The sequence below is a fragment of the Streptococcus sp. E24BD genome (assembly GCF_041807825.1).
In the GTDB taxonomy this organism is placed as follows: Bacteria; Bacillota; Bacilli; order Lactobacillales; family Streptococcaceae; genus Streptococcus; species Streptococcus entericus.
This window is the reverse complement of sequence record NZ_JBGTZB010000004.1, coordinates 24,174-40,933: the sequence shown is the minus strand read 5'-3', so window position 1 is coordinate 40,933 and position 16,760 is coordinate 24,174. Positions and strand designations below refer to the sequence as shown.

At 46.2% G+C, this 16,760-nt stretch carries 11 protein-coding genes and 1 pseudogene; all 12 read left to right on the top strand.

Going from position 1 to position 16,760, the window contains the following annotated elements; all coding sequences use genetic code 11:
- Positions 1 to 4: 4 nt before the first annotated feature.
- On the top strand, positions 5 to 238 hold the full coding sequence (locus ACERC5_RS01580) for a transcriptional regulator (protein ID WP_373659992.1): 234 nt from the start codon (positions 5 to 7) through the stop codon (positions 236 to 238).
- On the top strand, positions 216 to 812 hold the full coding sequence (locus ACERC5_RS01575) for a lysostaphin resistance A-like protein (RefSeq protein WP_373659991.1): 597 nt from the start codon (positions 216 to 218) through the stop codon (positions 810 to 812). The genes ACERC5_RS01580 and ACERC5_RS01575 overlap by 23 nt, the downstream gene beginning before the upstream one ends.
- 58 nt (positions 813 to 870) lie before the next feature.
- Positions 871 to 1,359: a hypothetical protein gene (locus tag ACERC5_RS01570; RefSeq protein ID WP_373659990.1), complete on the top strand. Its 489-nt coding sequence runs from the start codon at positions 871 to 873 to the stop codon at positions 1,357 to 1,359.
- The gene (locus ACERC5_RS01565; RefSeq protein ID WP_373659988.1) at positions 1,359 to 3,245 is read left to right on the top strand and encodes a VirD4-like conjugal transfer protein, CD1115 family; all 1,887 of its coding nucleotides are present in this window, start codon (positions 1,359 to 1,361) and stop codon (positions 3,243 to 3,245) included. Before ACERC5_RS01570 ends, ACERC5_RS01565 begins: the two co-directional genes overlap by 1 nt.
- A gap of 15 nt (positions 3,246 to 3,260) precedes the next feature.
- The gene (locus tag ACERC5_RS01560; RefSeq protein WP_029175065.1) at positions 3,261 to 3,503 is read left to right on the top strand and encodes a hypothetical protein; all 243 of its coding nucleotides are present in this window, start codon (positions 3,261 to 3,263) and stop codon (positions 3,501 to 3,503) included.
- Between the two features lie 19 nt (positions 3,504 to 3,522).
- Positions 3,523 to 4,374, top strand: a complete 852-nt coding sequence (locus ACERC5_RS01555; protein WP_373659987.1) for a type IV secretion system protein — start codon at positions 3,523 to 3,525, stop codon at positions 4,372 to 4,374.
- Positions 4,375 to 4,462: 88 nt separating this feature from the next.
- The gene (locus tag ACERC5_RS01550; protein WP_373657872.1) at positions 4,463 to 4,819 is read left to right on the top strand and encodes a PrgI family protein; all 357 of its coding nucleotides are present in this window, start codon (positions 4,463 to 4,465) and stop codon (positions 4,817 to 4,819) included.
- Positions 4,770 to 7,139, top strand: coding sequence for a VirB4-like conjugal transfer ATPase, CD1110 family (locus tag ACERC5_RS01545; RefSeq protein ID WP_373659986.1), 2,370 nt, complete (start codon positions 4,770 to 4,772; stop codon positions 7,137 to 7,139). The genes ACERC5_RS01550 and ACERC5_RS01545 overlap by 50 nt, the downstream gene beginning before the upstream one ends.
- A 1-nt stretch (position 7,140) precedes the next feature.
- Positions 7,141 to 9,984, top strand: a complete 2,844-nt coding sequence (locus ACERC5_RS01540) for a phage tail tip lysozyme (protein WP_373659985.1) — start codon at positions 7,141 to 7,143, stop codon at positions 9,982 to 9,984.
- Positions 9,985 to 10,333: 349 nt separating this feature from the next.
- Positions 10,334 to 10,930, top strand: a complete 597-nt coding sequence (locus ACERC5_RS01535) for a PBECR4 domain-containing protein (RefSeq protein ID WP_228025472.1) — start codon at positions 10,334 to 10,336, stop codon at positions 10,928 to 10,930.
- Positions 10,931 to 11,084: 154 nt separating this feature from the next.
- The gene (locus ACERC5_RS01530; RefSeq protein WP_373659984.1) at positions 11,085 to 16,031 is read left to right on the top strand and encodes an SspB-related isopeptide-forming adhesin; all 4,947 of its coding nucleotides are present in this window, start codon (positions 11,085 to 11,087) and stop codon (positions 16,029 to 16,031) included.
- Positions 16,024 to 16,170, top strand: a pseudogene (locus ACERC5_RS01525) (calcium-binding protein); the annotation flags it as partial. The gene ACERC5_RS01530 and the pseudogene ACERC5_RS01525, both read left to right, overlap by 8 nt.
- Between the last annotated feature and the right edge of the window lie 590 nt (positions 16,171 to 16,760).

The following is a 16,760-nucleotide window of genomic DNA, read 5'->3' as shown; positions in this document are numbered from 1 at the left end:
GGCTATGGCGGAATTATTTTGGGAAAACCTTGCTCTTCTCTTGGCAGAAAAAGAGATGAGTTGGGCTGAGTTGACACGGAAGATGTTTGCGGGGAGTTATCAGTACCCCAGCGAGTTCAATCGGCTCTATCAGAAAATCAGGCACTACAAATCCACCTGCCAAATGCCCCAGACCAAGTGGGTGGAAAAAATGGTGCTGGTCTTGGAGGTGGACTATGAAGACCTATTTAGACGCTAGAATCTGGAAATTCATAGGTCTCTATCTCTACCAGTATGTGAATACTATTTTAGTATCTCTGTATTTAGGAGACCAGCTATCCTTGTCGGAAGTCCTTGTTTGTCAGCTCCTTTACTTGGCGAGTCTAATCTGGCTCTTAAAGAAGTGCTCGCGGTATAAATTTGGTCAGTCTCGGCTTGTTTGGTTGGTGACTTGTCTAGGCTCTATGTTTCTGATGTCAGTTCTTGTCGGGATTCTATGGCCTGTGACGTCTACCAATCAAACCAGCCTCATCTCCGTTCAAAATCAACTCCCTTTGATGGTTTTTATCCTCTTTCTAACCAATGCTAGTCTGGTTGAAGAGTTGGTTTACCGTGGCTACCTTTGGTCACTCTTTCCAAAGCCTTATCAAGCCTTACTGGTCACAAGCCTAGTCTTTGCCGTGGCTCACCAGCCTGATAGCTTAGGGAGCTGGGTGGTCTATGGGAGTTTAGGTTTGGGTCTAGGGGCTATGCGACAAAAGACGGACCTAGTAGGGGCGACAGGCCTCCATTTGGTGTGGAATGGCTTGGTGCTACTAACTACTTTTCTGTGATAAAAAAGGCGAGGTAACTGGTTTAAGATAAGCCTATCCCACAACGGAAGGAGAAGCTATGTCGAGTGAACAACAGGAACGCCAAGCCTTTCAGTATTTAGAGCGAAGTAGTCTCTTAACGCTGAGAACCTTGCTTAAGATTCTGGACTGGTCTGTCAAACGCGGTCTTCATCAAGAAACAGCCTATAAAATTGGCCTTCAAACCTTGGCAGACTTGGTCAAGACCCCGTTTGCCATTGATGGCATTGACTTGAAAACAGAACTCTTAGACAAACCAGTGGACGTTGAGAAGTTAAAAGAAGTCCTGACAAGGGAAAACTTGCCTCTGACCATCTCTTTTCAAGACGACTATCTCTATTTCTACACCAAGGACAGGTCTCTACTGGATACCCATTTGGATACTCTCCTCAAAGAACTGGTCAATAATCCAGATAAGCTTAAAGGATTGGTGACGGACAAGACACTAGATGAGGAAATTGCTTTAGCCAAGGAAGATATTGTCCTGAGTGAGGAGTCTAGTGTGAAAACGAAAGAGATGGTGCTGTGATGTCTAAAGCAAGAACAATTGTTTTTGTCATGATGGGTCTGGCACTTGGCTATGTTTGCCATCGCTTAAGCCTGCTCTATGATGAATTAAACCATTTGCCTGTTCTTGAGAGGTGGACCTACCTCTTGATGAATGGCCAGGATGCGATAACGGCTAAGCCTTGGGTCTTTGACTTTACCCTGGGTTCGAGCCTCTGGTTTTTGGCTGGTCTTGGAGCTATGGGCTTGACCTATCTCTACACGACTTCAGGAGCCAAGGTCTACCGAGAGGGGCAGGAATATGGGTCAGCTCGCTTTGGGACAAAACAAGAGAGCCAAGCCTTTGCCAGTAAAAATCCCTTTTTGGATACCATACTGGCTAAGACCGTTCGGCTTACTCTTCTGGAGAAGAAGCGACCTAAGTTTGACCGCAATAAAAACTTGGTTGTCATCGGTGGGTCAGGTGCAGGCAAGACCTTTCGCTTTGTTAAACCCAATCTGATTCAGGCCAACTGTTCCAATATTGTGGTTGATCCCAAGGACCATTTGCCTCAAAAGACAGGAAAGTTCTTCCTGAAAGCAGACTACCAGATAAAGATTTTAGACTTGGTATCCATGATGACCAGCAATGGCTTCAATCCCTTTCGCTATGTGGAAACCGAGAATGATTTGAACCGTATGCTGACGGTGTACTTCAATAACACCAAGGGCAATGGGTCACGCAGCGATCCCTTCTGGGATGAGGCGTCGATGACTTTGGTTCGTGCCATCGCTTCTTACTTGGTTGATTTTTACAACCCACCAAAGACCAGAGCACAGCTGATGGAAGAAGCTCGTTTGTCAAAAAAAGAGAGAAAAGCTCTACAGGCTAAGGAGAAACAAGACTTGGAGAGTCGTCGTAATCGAGGGCGTTACCCATCTTTTGCGGAAATTTCCAAGTTGATTAAACTCCTTCATAAGGCGGACGGGGCTGAAAAGAGTGTCCTAGAGGTCATGTTTGAGCGGTATGCCAAGACTTATGGCATAGAAAACTTCACCATGCGAAACTGGGCAGATTTTCAGAACTACAAGGACAAGACCTTGGATTCAGTTATTGCAGTCACAACTGCTAAATTTGCCCTCTTTAATATCCAGTCGGTCATTGATTTGACAAAAACTGATACCATGGACATCAAAAGTTGGGGAATCCAAAAAACGATGGTCTACTTAGTTATTCCAGACAATGATTCTACCTTTCGCTTCTTGTCAGCCCTCTTTTTCTCGACGGTCTTTTCCACCTTGACTAGACAGGCTGACGTGGCATTTAAGGGCAAGCTTCCTATTCACGTGCGGGCTTATCTGGACGAGTTTGCGAACGTCGGCGAGATTCCAGACTTTGCGGAATTGACCTCCACCGTTCGCTCCCGAAATATCAGCCTTGTCCCTATCTTACAAAACATTGCCCAGCTTCAAGGCCTCTACAAAGAAAAAGATGCCTGGAAGACCATCTTGGGTAACTGTGACAGCCTACTTTATCTGGGAGGCAATGACGAGGAGACCTTTAAGTTTATGTCGGCGCTCTTAGGGAAACAAACCATTGATGTCAGAAACACCAGTCGGTCCTTTGGACAAACAGGGTCTGGTTCTCTTAGCCATCAAAAGATTGCCCGTGACCTGATGACACCAGACGAAGTTGGCAACATGGATCGAGGGGATTGCTTGGTCAGAATTGCCAATACCCCTGCCTTTTATGCCAAGAAGTATGACCCCGTTAAGCACCCCAACTGGCAGTATTTGGCAGATGAGGAAGGGGACGACTGGTGGTGGGAGCCAGACCTTGCCTTGACAGGAGAACCACCGCTTGATTTAAGGGGACACCGAGTGAGAAACCTGAGTCAAGACTTTCGCTTTACCGCAACACTAAAATAGAAATGAGGAAAACAGATGATACAAAAACTACCAAACCTAACCTATGGGGTTGATGCCAGCTCCATGTTTGCCCAGGCCATGTCCCTGCTTCAAAAAGGGCTGGTAGCGACAGGAGCCTTTCTTGTCGTGATTGGGGTCATTAACCTAGCGACCAACATCAAAGACGGTGGACCAGGTGTCCGTAATGCCATCTTAGAGATTGTTGGTGGGGTGATGGTCGGAGCTGCTGGGGCCTTTGTGACCCAGATTACCATTTAAGAAGGAGACCAGCAATGTGATGAATAAGAATTTCCCTCAGCTAGTTTTTCTGGTCTCAGAAAAAGTCTCCTCAGATAACCTCTTTGAGGGCTTCTCCTTAGACTTGGAATCGACCGCTGATTTGGTCAAATCCCTATCAGACTATAACCCAACCGTCTGGGCTTACATGACAGCCGTCACCGAGCAGGTCATGCGTCCGATTGGCGTGGCTATCTTAGCCCTTGTCTTAATCTTGGAGTTTTCAAAATTAGCCAAGAAGATTGCCAGCTCTGGTGGCGCTATGACCATTGAGGCGATTGCCCCGATGATTGTCTCTTTTATCATGGTAGGAGTGGTGATGGCTAATACCACGGTGATTGTGGAAGCCATTTTGGGCTTAGCTGGCCATGCCCTCTCCCGAATTGCAGGCGTAGTTGCCCAAGGTGGTCAAACTTATGACACCTTATCAGGTCTAAAAGGTTCTGGTATCGTCGGGAAAATGATTATTGCCTTTTTTGCCCTCTTGATTTGGCTGGTTAGAATGGCTAGTGCCGCTATGGTTAATCTCATGGTGACCATTCGTTTTATTCAGCTCTATCTCATGCTTCCCTTTGCCCCAATCACTCTCCCAACTTTTTTGAGTGATGAGTGGCGTGGGGTAGGCATTGGCTACCTGAAAAATATTATGGTCTATGGTGTTCAGGGCATTCTCATCTTCTTGATTGTATCCCTCATGCCGCTCTTTGAATCGGCTGGAAAAATTGCGGTCGCAAACGGAGCAGGAGACGGTGAGGCTCTCGTCATCATGTTTGGGAGTTTTGTCCAAGCCATCCTGCTTATCATTGCCCTTGTTGGCTCTCAACGCACAGCCAGAAGTATTTTAGGGATGTAGGACGACCTTGTTCCAGCTTAACACGATAACGGAGTAGAGGGTCTGCTCCGTTTTTGTCAATCATATCTTAGTTATGGAGGATTATTGAATGAATACCCGTGTCTTTAAGGACATTTCAAAATACCAGCACCGAGCTTGGTTAGGATTTACCACACGGCAGGTCATTTTTGTCTTGCCAGCTTTAGCGATAACCATTCTAGTCCTAGGACTCAATCTCTTTTTTTGGCAGTTTGGGGACTGGTTTGTCTATGGTTTTACAGGGAGTTTTACCCTTCCCTTGCTTCTATTTGGGGTCTATCGCCCCAATCACCTAGCCTTTGAACACTACCTGCATTACCGCCTACGGTTTGCCCTTACTGTACCTGTACGAACCCTAACTGGAAAGGAAAATACCCATGCGAAACCTACTAAAACCATCAACGAAATCCAAGCTATCTGCGACTGATAAGAAGCGACAAAAAGAGCTTCGTCAAGAACTTCAACCAACAACCGTCAACACTATCGCTTATCAAGGATTGTTTGAGAATGGCCTCATGCAAGTCACCCCTGACTATTATTCCCAAAGCTATCTTTTGGGTGATGTCAATTACCAGACCGTTGGGCTGGAGGAGCGAGCGCTTATTGTGGACAAGTATTCGGACATGATTAACGCCCTAGATGACCGCACGCATTTTCAGCTAACCCTCTTTAATCAACGGGTCAACCTGGATAAGTTCCGTTCAAGTGTGCTTTATCCCCTACATAATGATGGCTACAACCATTTCCGTGAGGAACTGAACCAGATGATGAACCGAAATTTGGACAATGGTGAAAACAATTTTAACACTATCAAATTAATAACCTTTGGGCGGACGGATACCTCAACCAAACAAGCTCATCGCTCCTTATCCCAAGTTGGTGAGTACGTCAAAAATGGTTTGGCTGAAATTGACTGTACCTTCCATCTCCTAGAGGGAGAAGCTAGGGTCAATTACCTTGCGGATATGCTTCGAGGGGGCAATCACTTACCGTTTAGCTATAAGGATTTGGCTCTATCAGGTCTAACAACCAAGCATTTCATTGCGCCACAAAGCATGTCCTTTAAGCACAAGGATTATCTGGCTATTGACGACCGTTATTTACAGGTGGTTTATGTCAGGGACTATGGGACAGAGTTAGGGGACGGTTTTATCCGTGACCTCATGCAGACAGATAGGGAACTCATCATCAGTTTTCATGCCCAAGGGTCGCAAAAGTCAGAAGCTATGGCCAAGGTTAGAACCAAGAAGACCTTGATGGAATCTCAGAAAATCGGTGAGCAACAAAAGATGGCTCGCTCAGGCATCTATTTGGAAAAGGCTAGTCATGTTCTAGAAACCACTATTGATGAAGCGGATGACCTTCTAACTACCATGACCAAGACAGGGGATAAACTCTTTGAGACCGTCTTTCTGATTGGACTGTTAGAAGATAGTCCTGAAGCCCTCAAAGAGGCTTTTAATGATATGAAGCAAGTGGCAGGCTCTCATGACCTGATTATTGACCCCTTGCCTTATATGCAGGAAGCCGCCTTTAATAGCCTTCTCCCTCTTGGGAAGAACTTCTTAAAAGGCATTTCTCGCAGCCTCTTGACCTCCAATATCGCCGTGCAATCTCCTTGGACCTCGGTGGATTTGCAGGTCAAGGGAGGGAAATACTATGGCATTAACCAGATTTCAAATAACATCATCACCATTGACCGCAAGGCTCTCAATACCCCGTCTGGTCTTATCCTAGGGACATCGGGGGCAGGTAAGGGCATGGGAACCAAGCATGAAATCACCACCACTAGGCTCAAAGAAGTCGATGACAAGACAGATATTATAGTGGTAGACCCAGAAAATGAGTATGGCTTGATTGGTCAAGCCTTTGATGGGGAAAGCATCATTATTGCCCCAGATAGCCAGACCTTTCTGAATGTCTTAGACTTATCTAGTCATGGCTTTGATGAAGACCCTGTCAAGCTCAAGTCAGAGTTCCTCTTGTCTTGGATTGGCAAGCTCTTAGACCGCCAGATGGATGGTCGAGAGAAATCGATTATTGACCGAGTGACGCGGCTGACCTACCAACATTTCCTAGAGCCAACCTTAGAAGAATGGGTATTTGTCTTATCCAAGCAACCTGAACCAGAAGCAGGTAATCTGGCTCTTGATATGGAGCTTTATGTTAAGGGGTCTCTGGATATGTTTGCCCACCGAACCAACGTGACGACGGATAAGTCCTTTGTGATTTACAATGTCAAAAAACTAGGAGAAGCCCTCAAACCCATTGCCCTCATGGTAGTCTTTGAACAAATCTGGAATCGGGTGGTCAGAAACCAACAACTGGGGAAAACCACTTGGATTTACTTTGATGAGATGCAGCTTCTATTGTTAGATGAATACGCCAGTAATTTCTTTTTCAAGCTCTGGAGCCGAGTGCGGAAGTACGGGGCCATTCCAACGGGGATTACCCAAAACGTGGAAACCCTCTTGATGGATGCCAACGGGAGGCGAATTTTGGCCAATAGTGAGTTTATGATTCTGCTCAAACAGGCCAAAAATGACCGAGAAGAATTAGTTCATCTGCTTGGCTTGTCTAAGGAGTTGGAGAAATACTTGGTCAATCCCGAGCGTGGAGCAGGTCTTATTAAGGCTGGTCACACGGTTGTGCCTTTCAAGAACCGGATTCCAGCCGATACCCGACTCTTTGACCTGATGAGCACGGACCCCGATAAGATGGTTCAGGTAAAGCGGGAGGACGAGTAGGATGACTGTCACCAAGAAAGAACTGAAGCGCGCAAGGCTCACGAGGAAAAGCAATCTCAGACAGGGCAGACGCACCTATCGTCTCAAACGACAGGAAGCTAAGAAGAAGTTAACCGCTCAGTTGGGCAGACGAAACGTTCTTTTTCGCCATCTGACATCGTCTACACTTGACAATTCTTCTTCAGCGAAACAAACGTATCAGGAAGCTATTTCTATTGCCAAGAAAGAATTTGACGACCTCAAAGAAGAGGAAGACAAGCGGTTTGACCACCTCTTATCAACTGCCCATCCCCATGACCTGACCCACAGGGAATTGAAAGCCTATCGCCTCCCGCAGGCTAAGGCCAGACACAAGCAGGCCAGGCAACACTTGAAAAACATCAAGGAGGAAGAAAAGGCTAAGGATAAGAAAAAAGCATCTGTCCAAGTAGATGATGCCAAACGCTCTCGTTTTTTCTACCAAGCCAAGTCTATTGAGCGTTTGCAGGCTGAACAGGAAGTCTCTCAAAGCAAACGAGAGCTGAAACAGGTTAAGACAGTCACCAAGCACAAGTCACCCACGAACAAGGTCAAACGTGCAAGTAAACTGATTGGGCGAGAAGCCCTCTATCTAGCCAGTCAAGAGGACGACTTGTCTGGTGCTAGGGAAGTAGTGGACACCAGCTACCAGGTGTCACGTTACTCCAGAGCAGGGATTGACACCGGTAAGTCAGCTGTCAAGCTCTCGCAAGCCAGCTCACGATTTATGGTCAGACGGGCTAGAAATACTAAAGAACGTTACCAAAACTGGCGTTCTGGAAAAGGGTGGCGGTTGACGAAGCAAGATGAGAAGGTCCTTTATCGTCTTAAACGGCAAGTCGCAAGACGAGCCCACCAGACTAGACAAGTTGGTAGGGTTGTGCAAAGTTTCATCTCCAGTTTCAAACAAGCCTTTATGACTATAATTGGCAATCCTGTCACCTGGATTGTTTCTGGTCTCTTATGTTTTCTGCTTCTAATGATGTCTTTCTTTTTAGGCTTTGCCAGTCAGACCCTTATCCAACAAGATGAGTTTGAATTGACCAAGGCTTACACTCACATGACTTGGGAGGATGCGGAACAGACCCGAACTAGCGAAAAGGGGATTACCTACTACACCAAGATAGATGAGGTCATGGCTTATATGAATAGCCAGTTTCAGGATTATGCCTTAGAAGATAGGATAAGTGTCTTGCCACCCTCTAGCACTTATAAAGATTACCTATCTACGCTTTGGCAGGACTTAAATGGTGGAGATAGCCTTAAAACTATGGCAGAGCTTTATGATAAGCCGCCTTATCAATTGTCTAAAGAGGAACAAGATGACCTCAAGGAACTGTCGGAGGAAGGTATCTATGCCAGCTTACAGGAACTGGACAATCCCTTTGAGGGCAAGACGGAAGATGATGTCTTGCCTATGACCTATCGCTATGGCTACTACCATTTGGACGGTAAGCCCACCATGCAAGAGTTTATTATCCTTGAAGCAAAGGAAAATCAAGCGGTTCTCGCTCCTCTTGATGGGACGATTCATCTGGATGGTGATGATGTCGTTATTACCGCTGGTAAAAGGGTTAGTTCAGTCTCTTTGCGTTTGTATGGCATTCACACAGGTCGCTTGGTTGAGGGGCAAAGAGTCGTTGCGGGTGATAGAATTGGTCAGACCAAGACTAACACAGGTCTTAAAGTGTCCTATGAGAAATATGACCCAGACCAAAAGAAATTAGTTGCGGTCAATCCTGCTTTTTACTTTCCCAAGGTGGTTCAGGTTCAAACCACCATCTTACCCAATATTGGTCAATTTGGTGTGGATGAATTTGAACGAGCCAAAGCCATTTATATCTTTCTAAAAGCTAAGGGAGCGACCAATCAGGCTATCGCAGCCATCTTAGGCAACTGGTCAGTTGAATCAGGCATTAACCCAAAACGAGCAGAAGGGGATTACCTGAGCCCGCCCGTCGGGGCAAGAGAGAGCTCATGGGACGACCCTAACTGGCTGTCTATGGGTGGTCCTGCCATCTACAACGGTAGCTATCCCAACATTCTTCGTCGAGGCCTTGGTCTAGGTCAATGGACGGACACCGCAGACGGTTCACGTCGCCACACCTTGCTTCTGGAGTACGCCAAGAGAAAGGGCAAGCCCTGGTATGATTTAGAGCTTCAGTTGGACTTTATGCTTGAGGGAGACAATCCCTATTACACCAATTGGCTCAAAGATTTCTTCCAGAATACGGGCAGTCCAGCTAGTCTAGCCCAGGTCTTTCTGACCTATTGGGAGGGCAATAGTGGTGACAAGCTCTTGGAACGCCAAACAAGAGCTGCCGAGTGGTACTATCAGATTGAAAAAGGTTTTAGTCAACCAAATGGAGGCACCGCTCAGAGTGATCCAGCTGCCCTAGAAGCCGTTAGAGGAGACCTCTTTGACAATTCTATCCCTGGAGGTGGTGACGGGATGGGCTATGCCTATGGTCAATGCACTTGGGGTGTGGCTGCTCGCATTAACCAGCTTGGTCTCAAGCTCAAAGGACGAAATGGTGAGAAAATCCCCATCACAAGTGTTATGGGGAATGGTCAGGATTGGGTGGGTTCTGCATCAGCTTTAGGAAGTGAGACGGGTTCAATGCCTCAAGCAGGGGCTATTATCTCCTTTGCGGGAGGCAGTCACGGCACACCTATTCCTTACGGTCATGTGGCATTTGTCGAGAAAGTCTACCCAGATGGCTCGTTTCTCATCTCAGAAACCAACGTCAATGGCAACCCAAACTACACCTTCCGAAAAATCAGCGGACCAGACGCGGCCATGAGTTTTGCTTATACGGTGAAATAATCAACGATTTGACAAATCACTATTCCTGAGTTAGAATTAAAATAATAGCACTCCAGTTGTTCCCTGATACAAAACAACTGAAGTCATTTTTGGTTAATTGTATGATTTAATAATCGTCTAGCTTGAAATAGTATTAAATATAGTGTATAATGATGGTGTAGATGAGTGGTCGGCTCATGGTCAATCTGATAGTAATCCTGAACATAAGGGTCAGGCGGTGGCAGGCACCAGAATGAAACCTGATAAAAATCTTAGACCTAAGGGCTAAGCGGTGGCAGACACCAGAATAAACCGACCTTAATAAGTGGCTTGCCTTCCGGTAGGTCACTTATTTTAATTTGGAGGTATGATGGCAAGACAATCAAGTGAGTATAAGAGACCAAGCTCAAACGAAATTATCGTTTTGCGTCGCTATTTTGAGAAGATGTTTGAAGCTGCAACTTTCTTTAATCGGTATTTTAGAAATAAGGTAGTTCACTATGGTACAGATAATGACATGGTAGCTATTCATTTTTCAACGACTAATTTTATGCACCTGTGTGGCATTGATTATCGTAAAGGACCTGCTAGTTTTTTTGATGATTGTTTGCTTCGACATCTTGTTGTTGATGATATGATGATTAAGCGAGATGGTACAACCTTTCAAAAATTACAAGTTTTGGGTTCAGTAGGAGAATTGATTGGGCAATATGTTCATTTAACCCAATCGGGGCGTTATTTATATTTGGAATTTGATTATGCTTTAAGGACTAAAAAACAAATTCTAGCATTGACACTAAAGGATACTCGTTCTAAAGTTGTTCCGCAGTCTCTGTTAGACTTGAAGCGACAAAAGACCTTTCCAATTGGTGCACCTGTGCAGTGCATTTATGCAAAATATCTAAATAATAATCAGATTGAGATTTATTATCTTAGAGAAAATCGAGATTTTTCTGAGTTCCTCTAATTGAAGTATGAGATTTCAGTCAACAACCAGCCAGTAGCCTTTTTGCTACTGGCTTTTTTTCGTGATAAAATTTGCAACTCCTTCCTGGTATGATGGGGCAAGATTAGCCAGTAGTTCTGGCAATCAATCCAATAATACCATAAAGGAGTGTCCCATGACCCTACCCATTCAAGTGAAACCAATTATTACCCAAGAAAAGGGTGAGAAACATGTCTTTCGTAAAAGTAAGAAATACCGTACGCTTTGTTCTGTTGCACTAGGAACAGTCGCAACAGCTGTCATTGCTCTAGGTGGCGGGGTTGCTCAGGCAGATGAGTTAGCCACGACATCTGTTGAAACTCCCATTGTTCTGACGGATAATCCAGCGACCAACCTTCCTGAAGCCCAGCCTGCTGAGACAAGTGAACACACAACGTCACTTTCTGAAACAGGTCAGTCGCAAGGAACCATGCCTGTGACCATTGATGAGACGACATTAAAGCAGGCAATCAATGACGCTAAGGCAGAGGGGGTGACAATTACATCAGGTCAAGACATGGACCTTGGAACTACCCAGACAGCTGAAGAAACCAGTCAAGGCCTTGACACCGCTAAGGCTGATATGGATAAGCAGGTATCCGAGCTGAAAGATGTGACAGCTAAGTACCAGTCAGATAAGGCAGATCATGCGGCGGAAGTGGCACGGATTGAAGGAGAGAACGAAACTCTGAAAACCAGTCATAAACAAGCAGAAGACGTGGCGAAAAACCTTGAGAAGGACGTCAATGCTAGTGTTTCTGATTTGACCAAGCGTTTTTCAAATGTCAAGGTAAGGGTGACGGATAAGACCATCACATCAGGCGATGGCACATCTCCTGAAGCCTATGAGGGCTACACCAAACTGGTCCAAGGGGTTAGTGAGCAGAACCAATCTGCTATTGACACCTATGTGATTAAAAAAACGGAAGCAGACGCTCAAACGGCTAAAAATAAGCAGATTGAAGCTGAAAATGCAGCTGGTTTAGCCAAAGCAAAAGACGATAACGAGGCCATTACCCAGCGAAATCAGGCAGGTCAGGTTGCCATTGACGAGGAGAATCGCCGTGGTCAAGCAGCGGTGGACCAGGCCAATAAGGACAAGCAAGCCCAAGTGACCAATCGTCAGGCAGAGATTGCAGCCATTAAAAAAGGCAATGCCCAGAAACAGGCAGAAGCCGATGCGACTAACAAGGCCAATGAAGCCTACAATGCTTCTGAAAAAGCTCGCTATGACCGAGAACTGGCTGAAATTCAAAAGGGTGAAGAGGGCTACATTTCAGAAGTCCTTGCTCAGGCCCTTGACCTCAATCGTGGGGAACCCCAAGCCCAACATAGGGCAGCCACTCGTAATCCTGACCACATTATTAGCACAGGAGATGCCATGCTGGGTGGTTATAGTCGAATTCTGGATTCAACGGGCTTCTTTGTTTATGACCAATTTCGGACAGGGGAGACCTTGCGGTTCAACTATTCCAACCTTCAAAACGCTAGTTTTGCGGGCAAGAAGATTACAGGCGTGACTTATGACATCACCAACCTTGTTTCGCCTGCAGGCACCAATAGCGTGACGCTGGTTGTTCCTAATGACCCGACAGAAGGCTTTATTGCCTATCGCGGAGACGGGACGGGCGACTGGCGAAATGACAAGATGGAATTTCGAGTAGACGCCAAGTACACCCTAGCTGACGGCAGTCAAGTGACCTTCTCCAAGGAGCAGCCAGGTGTCTTTACCCACTCGTCACTCAACCATAACAACATCGGACTAGAGTATGTTAAGGATTCATCGGGTAAATTTGTCCCTATCAATGGGTCAACTGTTCAGGTCACGGATGAAGGTCTAGCACGGTCGCTTGGTTCTAACCGGGCTCATGAGATTGGTACACCTGAAGAGTGGGACACGACCTCCAGCCGCTATGCTTATAAGGGGGCTATTGTCTCAACGGTGACTTCGGGAAATACTTACCGAGTAACCTTTGGTCAGGGGGATATGCCCACTCAGGTGGGAGGTAAGACCTATTGGTTTGCCCTCAATACCCTGCCTGTGGCACGGACAGTTAGGCCTCACACGCCAAAACCCTTGGTCAAACCTAACCTTGACCCTGTTCCAGACCCCTTAACCTATACCCCGTCTGTCTATACGCCAAAGACCTTCACGCCAGAACCTCTAGTAACTTTCACCCTAAAACCGACCACTCCTGTTGAAGAACCTAGTTTGGCACTTGTGAAGGTGGCTTTACCGACCCAACCCGTTTATGAGAAAACGCCTACGCCACCAGCGGCTCCAAGTGTTCAAGTACATGGTTACCGCTTAGAGACAAAGCCAGGTATTCACAAAGAGGTAGAAAATAGTGACCGTGTGTCTATTGACAAGACTCAGGTCGCTAAGAGTTCCCCAGTCAACTATCCTTTGGAAGTGGGGGATCTATCCCCAAATCGTGTCATGACCCGTAGCCTCATCTTTGAGGATTACCTGCCTGCAGGTTATGTTTTGAATGAAGCGACAAGCAAGGCAGAGAACACCGCCTATGATCTTGTTTATGACAGCTCTAAACACCTGGTTCGCTTGACAGCTAAAGACAGTCTCTTGTCTGAAGTCAATAAGGACTTAGCGAAGAGCTACCATCTGACAGCTCCTGTTTTGTACGGTACAGTGGTCAATGATGGTGCGACTTACACTAACACTTACAAGCTCATCATCAATCAGGGAACACCAACCGCCTATACCATCACCTCAAACCCTGTGACCGTTCGGACACCAGGTGATGGGACCACAACGACCTTGATAATCCCTGATAAGACCAACAAAAACAGTGATGGCGTTGTTATCAATGACACGGTGGTCTTGGTTGGTTCAACCAATCACTACACCTTGACCTGGGATTTAGACCAGTATAAGGGCGACCAGTCGTCCAAGGAGATGATTGGCAAAGGGTTCCTCCTCTTAGATGATTTTCCAGAAGAAGCTGTGATGACCGATGATAAAGCAGTCATTGTCACAAGCCTAGACGGAAAAGCCTTATCTGGTTTTGTGGCGACGACTTATAAGGACTTGTCAGAAGCTCCAGAAAGGCTTAGACACCAACTGACAACGGCTAAGATTAGCCCTAAAGGAGCTTTTCAAGTCATTGTTCCAGAAGATAATCAAGGCTTTTATGACACTTATGTCAAGACAGGTACTAGCCTTTTAGTGACCAGTCCCATGACGGTTCGTACTGACCTCAAGGACAAGACCTTGACCTACACCAATACTGCCTATCAGATTGATTTTGGTAATGGTTATGCGACTAAGGAAGTGACCAATACCCTTGTTACACCAGAACCTGTCAAGAAAAACCTCAATGCAGACCAAGTTGACATCAATGGTCAGGCTATGCTTGTTGGTTCAAAAAATTTCTATACCTTGTCTTGGGATTTGGACCAGTACAAGGGGATTGTGGCGACTAAAGACGCTGTTGCCAAGGGCTTTTACGTTGTGGATGACTACCCAGAAGAAGCCCTAGAGATTGACACCAAGGCTATTCAGATTTTAACACCAGACGGTCAGACGGTAAGGGATATTCTGGTAGAGACCTATCAGAACTTGGAAGAGGCACCAACGAGTTTGAAAGAAGCCTTGTTGGCCAAGAAAATCTCACCAAAAGGAGCTTTCCAGGTCTTTCGTCCTAAAGACAATGAGGCTTTCTATGAGACTTATGTGAAGACCGGTCAATCTTTGACCATTATTGACCCTATGACCGTCAAGGACAGCCTTTATAACTCGGGTCAAACCTATATCAATAAAGCCTATCAGGTTGATTTTGGATTGGACTACGAGACGGAAGACGTATCCAACTTCATTCCGATTGTTACGCCTAAAAAATCCAACACCACTGACAAGGGTGTGACCATTGATGGGAAGACGGTCTTACCTGATACGGTCAATTACTACAAGATTGTCATGGATTACAGTGCCTATAAGGGCATGGCTGCGACCAAAGACCAGATTGCCAAAGGTTTCTTTATGGTGGACGATTACCCAGAAGAGGCTTTGAAATTGCAACCAGACGGGATTCAGATGGTTGATGGTCAAGGGCAAGCAGTCAAGGGCTTATCCGTTAAGGTGTACGCTTCTCTAAGTGAAGCACCAAAGACGGTTCAAGATGCCATGGCAGGTAGGGGATTTGTGCCCAAAGGAGCCATTCAAGTCTTTACGGCAGATGATCCACAGACCTTTTATGACACCTATGTCAAGACAGGTCAGACCTTGGTGGTAACCAATCCCATGACCATTAAGGAAGAGATGGTCAAAACAGGCGGTGACTATACCAATACGGCCTACCAGATTGATTTTGGCCTGGCCTATGTGACGGATACTGTTGTGAACAACGTGCCAAAACTAGACCCCAAAAAGGATGTGGTCATCGACCTATCTCACAAGGACCAGAGTTTGGATGGCAAGGAGATTGCCCTTAATCAGGTCTTTACCTATCGTCTTCAAGGCGCACACATTCCAGCTAATCGTGCGACAGCTCTTACAGCGTATAGCTTTAGTGATGATTACGATGAAACCCATGACCAGTATGACGGTGTTTATCAGGCTTACCTGATGACGGACGTGACCTTGGCAGATGGGACAGTCCTAAAATCGGGGACAGAAGTGACCAAGTACACGCTTCAAACGGTTGATACCACATCTGGTCAAGTGTCTATTTCCTTTGATAAGGCTTTTCTGACCAGCATTTCAGACGCTTCCACCTTCCAAGCAGATATCTACCTTCAGATGAAACGGATTGCGGCTGGGGAAGTGGAAAATACCTTTAGCCATATCGTTAACGGTGTGACCATCAGCTCTAACACAGTTAAGACCACAACACCAGAGCCTGTTCAACCACCAACACCGCCAACGCCTTCTAGCCCAACACCAGTCGTTCCAAATCAACCTGCACCTGTTCCACCACAAGCTCCAAGCCCAGTTGTCAGTCTCCCACAAACAGGAGAGTCGACTTCCCTTCTTGGTTTAGTTGGTGGCGGCCTGATGTTAGGATTAGCTTATGGGGCGTACCGTAAGAAGGAAGACCTAGAAAGTGAGGATAGCCATGCCTAAGACCTTTTACACCCAAGATAGTGACCGCGACGGTCTCACAGACGCCCAGGAACTGGCTTTAGGAACCAATCCCTTAAGCCCTGATTCTGATGGCGATGGGGTAGCTGATTTGGCAGAAATTCTATCAGGTCGCACTCCAACATTCCAAGAGATGAGACAGGTCATGCAGCACTTTTTCGACCAAGATACGTCAGCCTTTACTAAGGCAGTCATGAGTGTGGAGACCCAAATCACCAGTCAAACCTTTCTGAATGACCTCTATGCTTACTACATGGCGACAGACAACAAGTATCTGTTGGATGAGCAACTGCGATTGGTTGCGGATGAGCAGAGTGAGGTGATTAGACAAGACCTGACCCGATTGCTGGACAACCTCTACCGAACAGGGGATGGGAATGAGTTTATCTCAGAGGTCTTCCAAGGTCGGTCGTCTACTTATTTGGTGTCGTCTGATGGTTGGGAATTGGGCAACTTTGACCCCTATAGTTTGGAGACTTTAGATGATTTGATTCGCCACCAGCTGGACGCAGATAGTGACGATTATTTCGGAGACTTAGTTCATTTGGCTCTTGCCCAAGACAGGTTGGATAGTCGTTCCCAGTTCTTACGAAGCTATATGGCAGACTTGGCAAGACCTCAAGTAGACGCACAGCGAGAGCTGTCTATGACCCTATAAGCAATTGGGACTGAGAGCTTTCTCAGTCCTTTTTGACTAAAGAAAATCAAAGG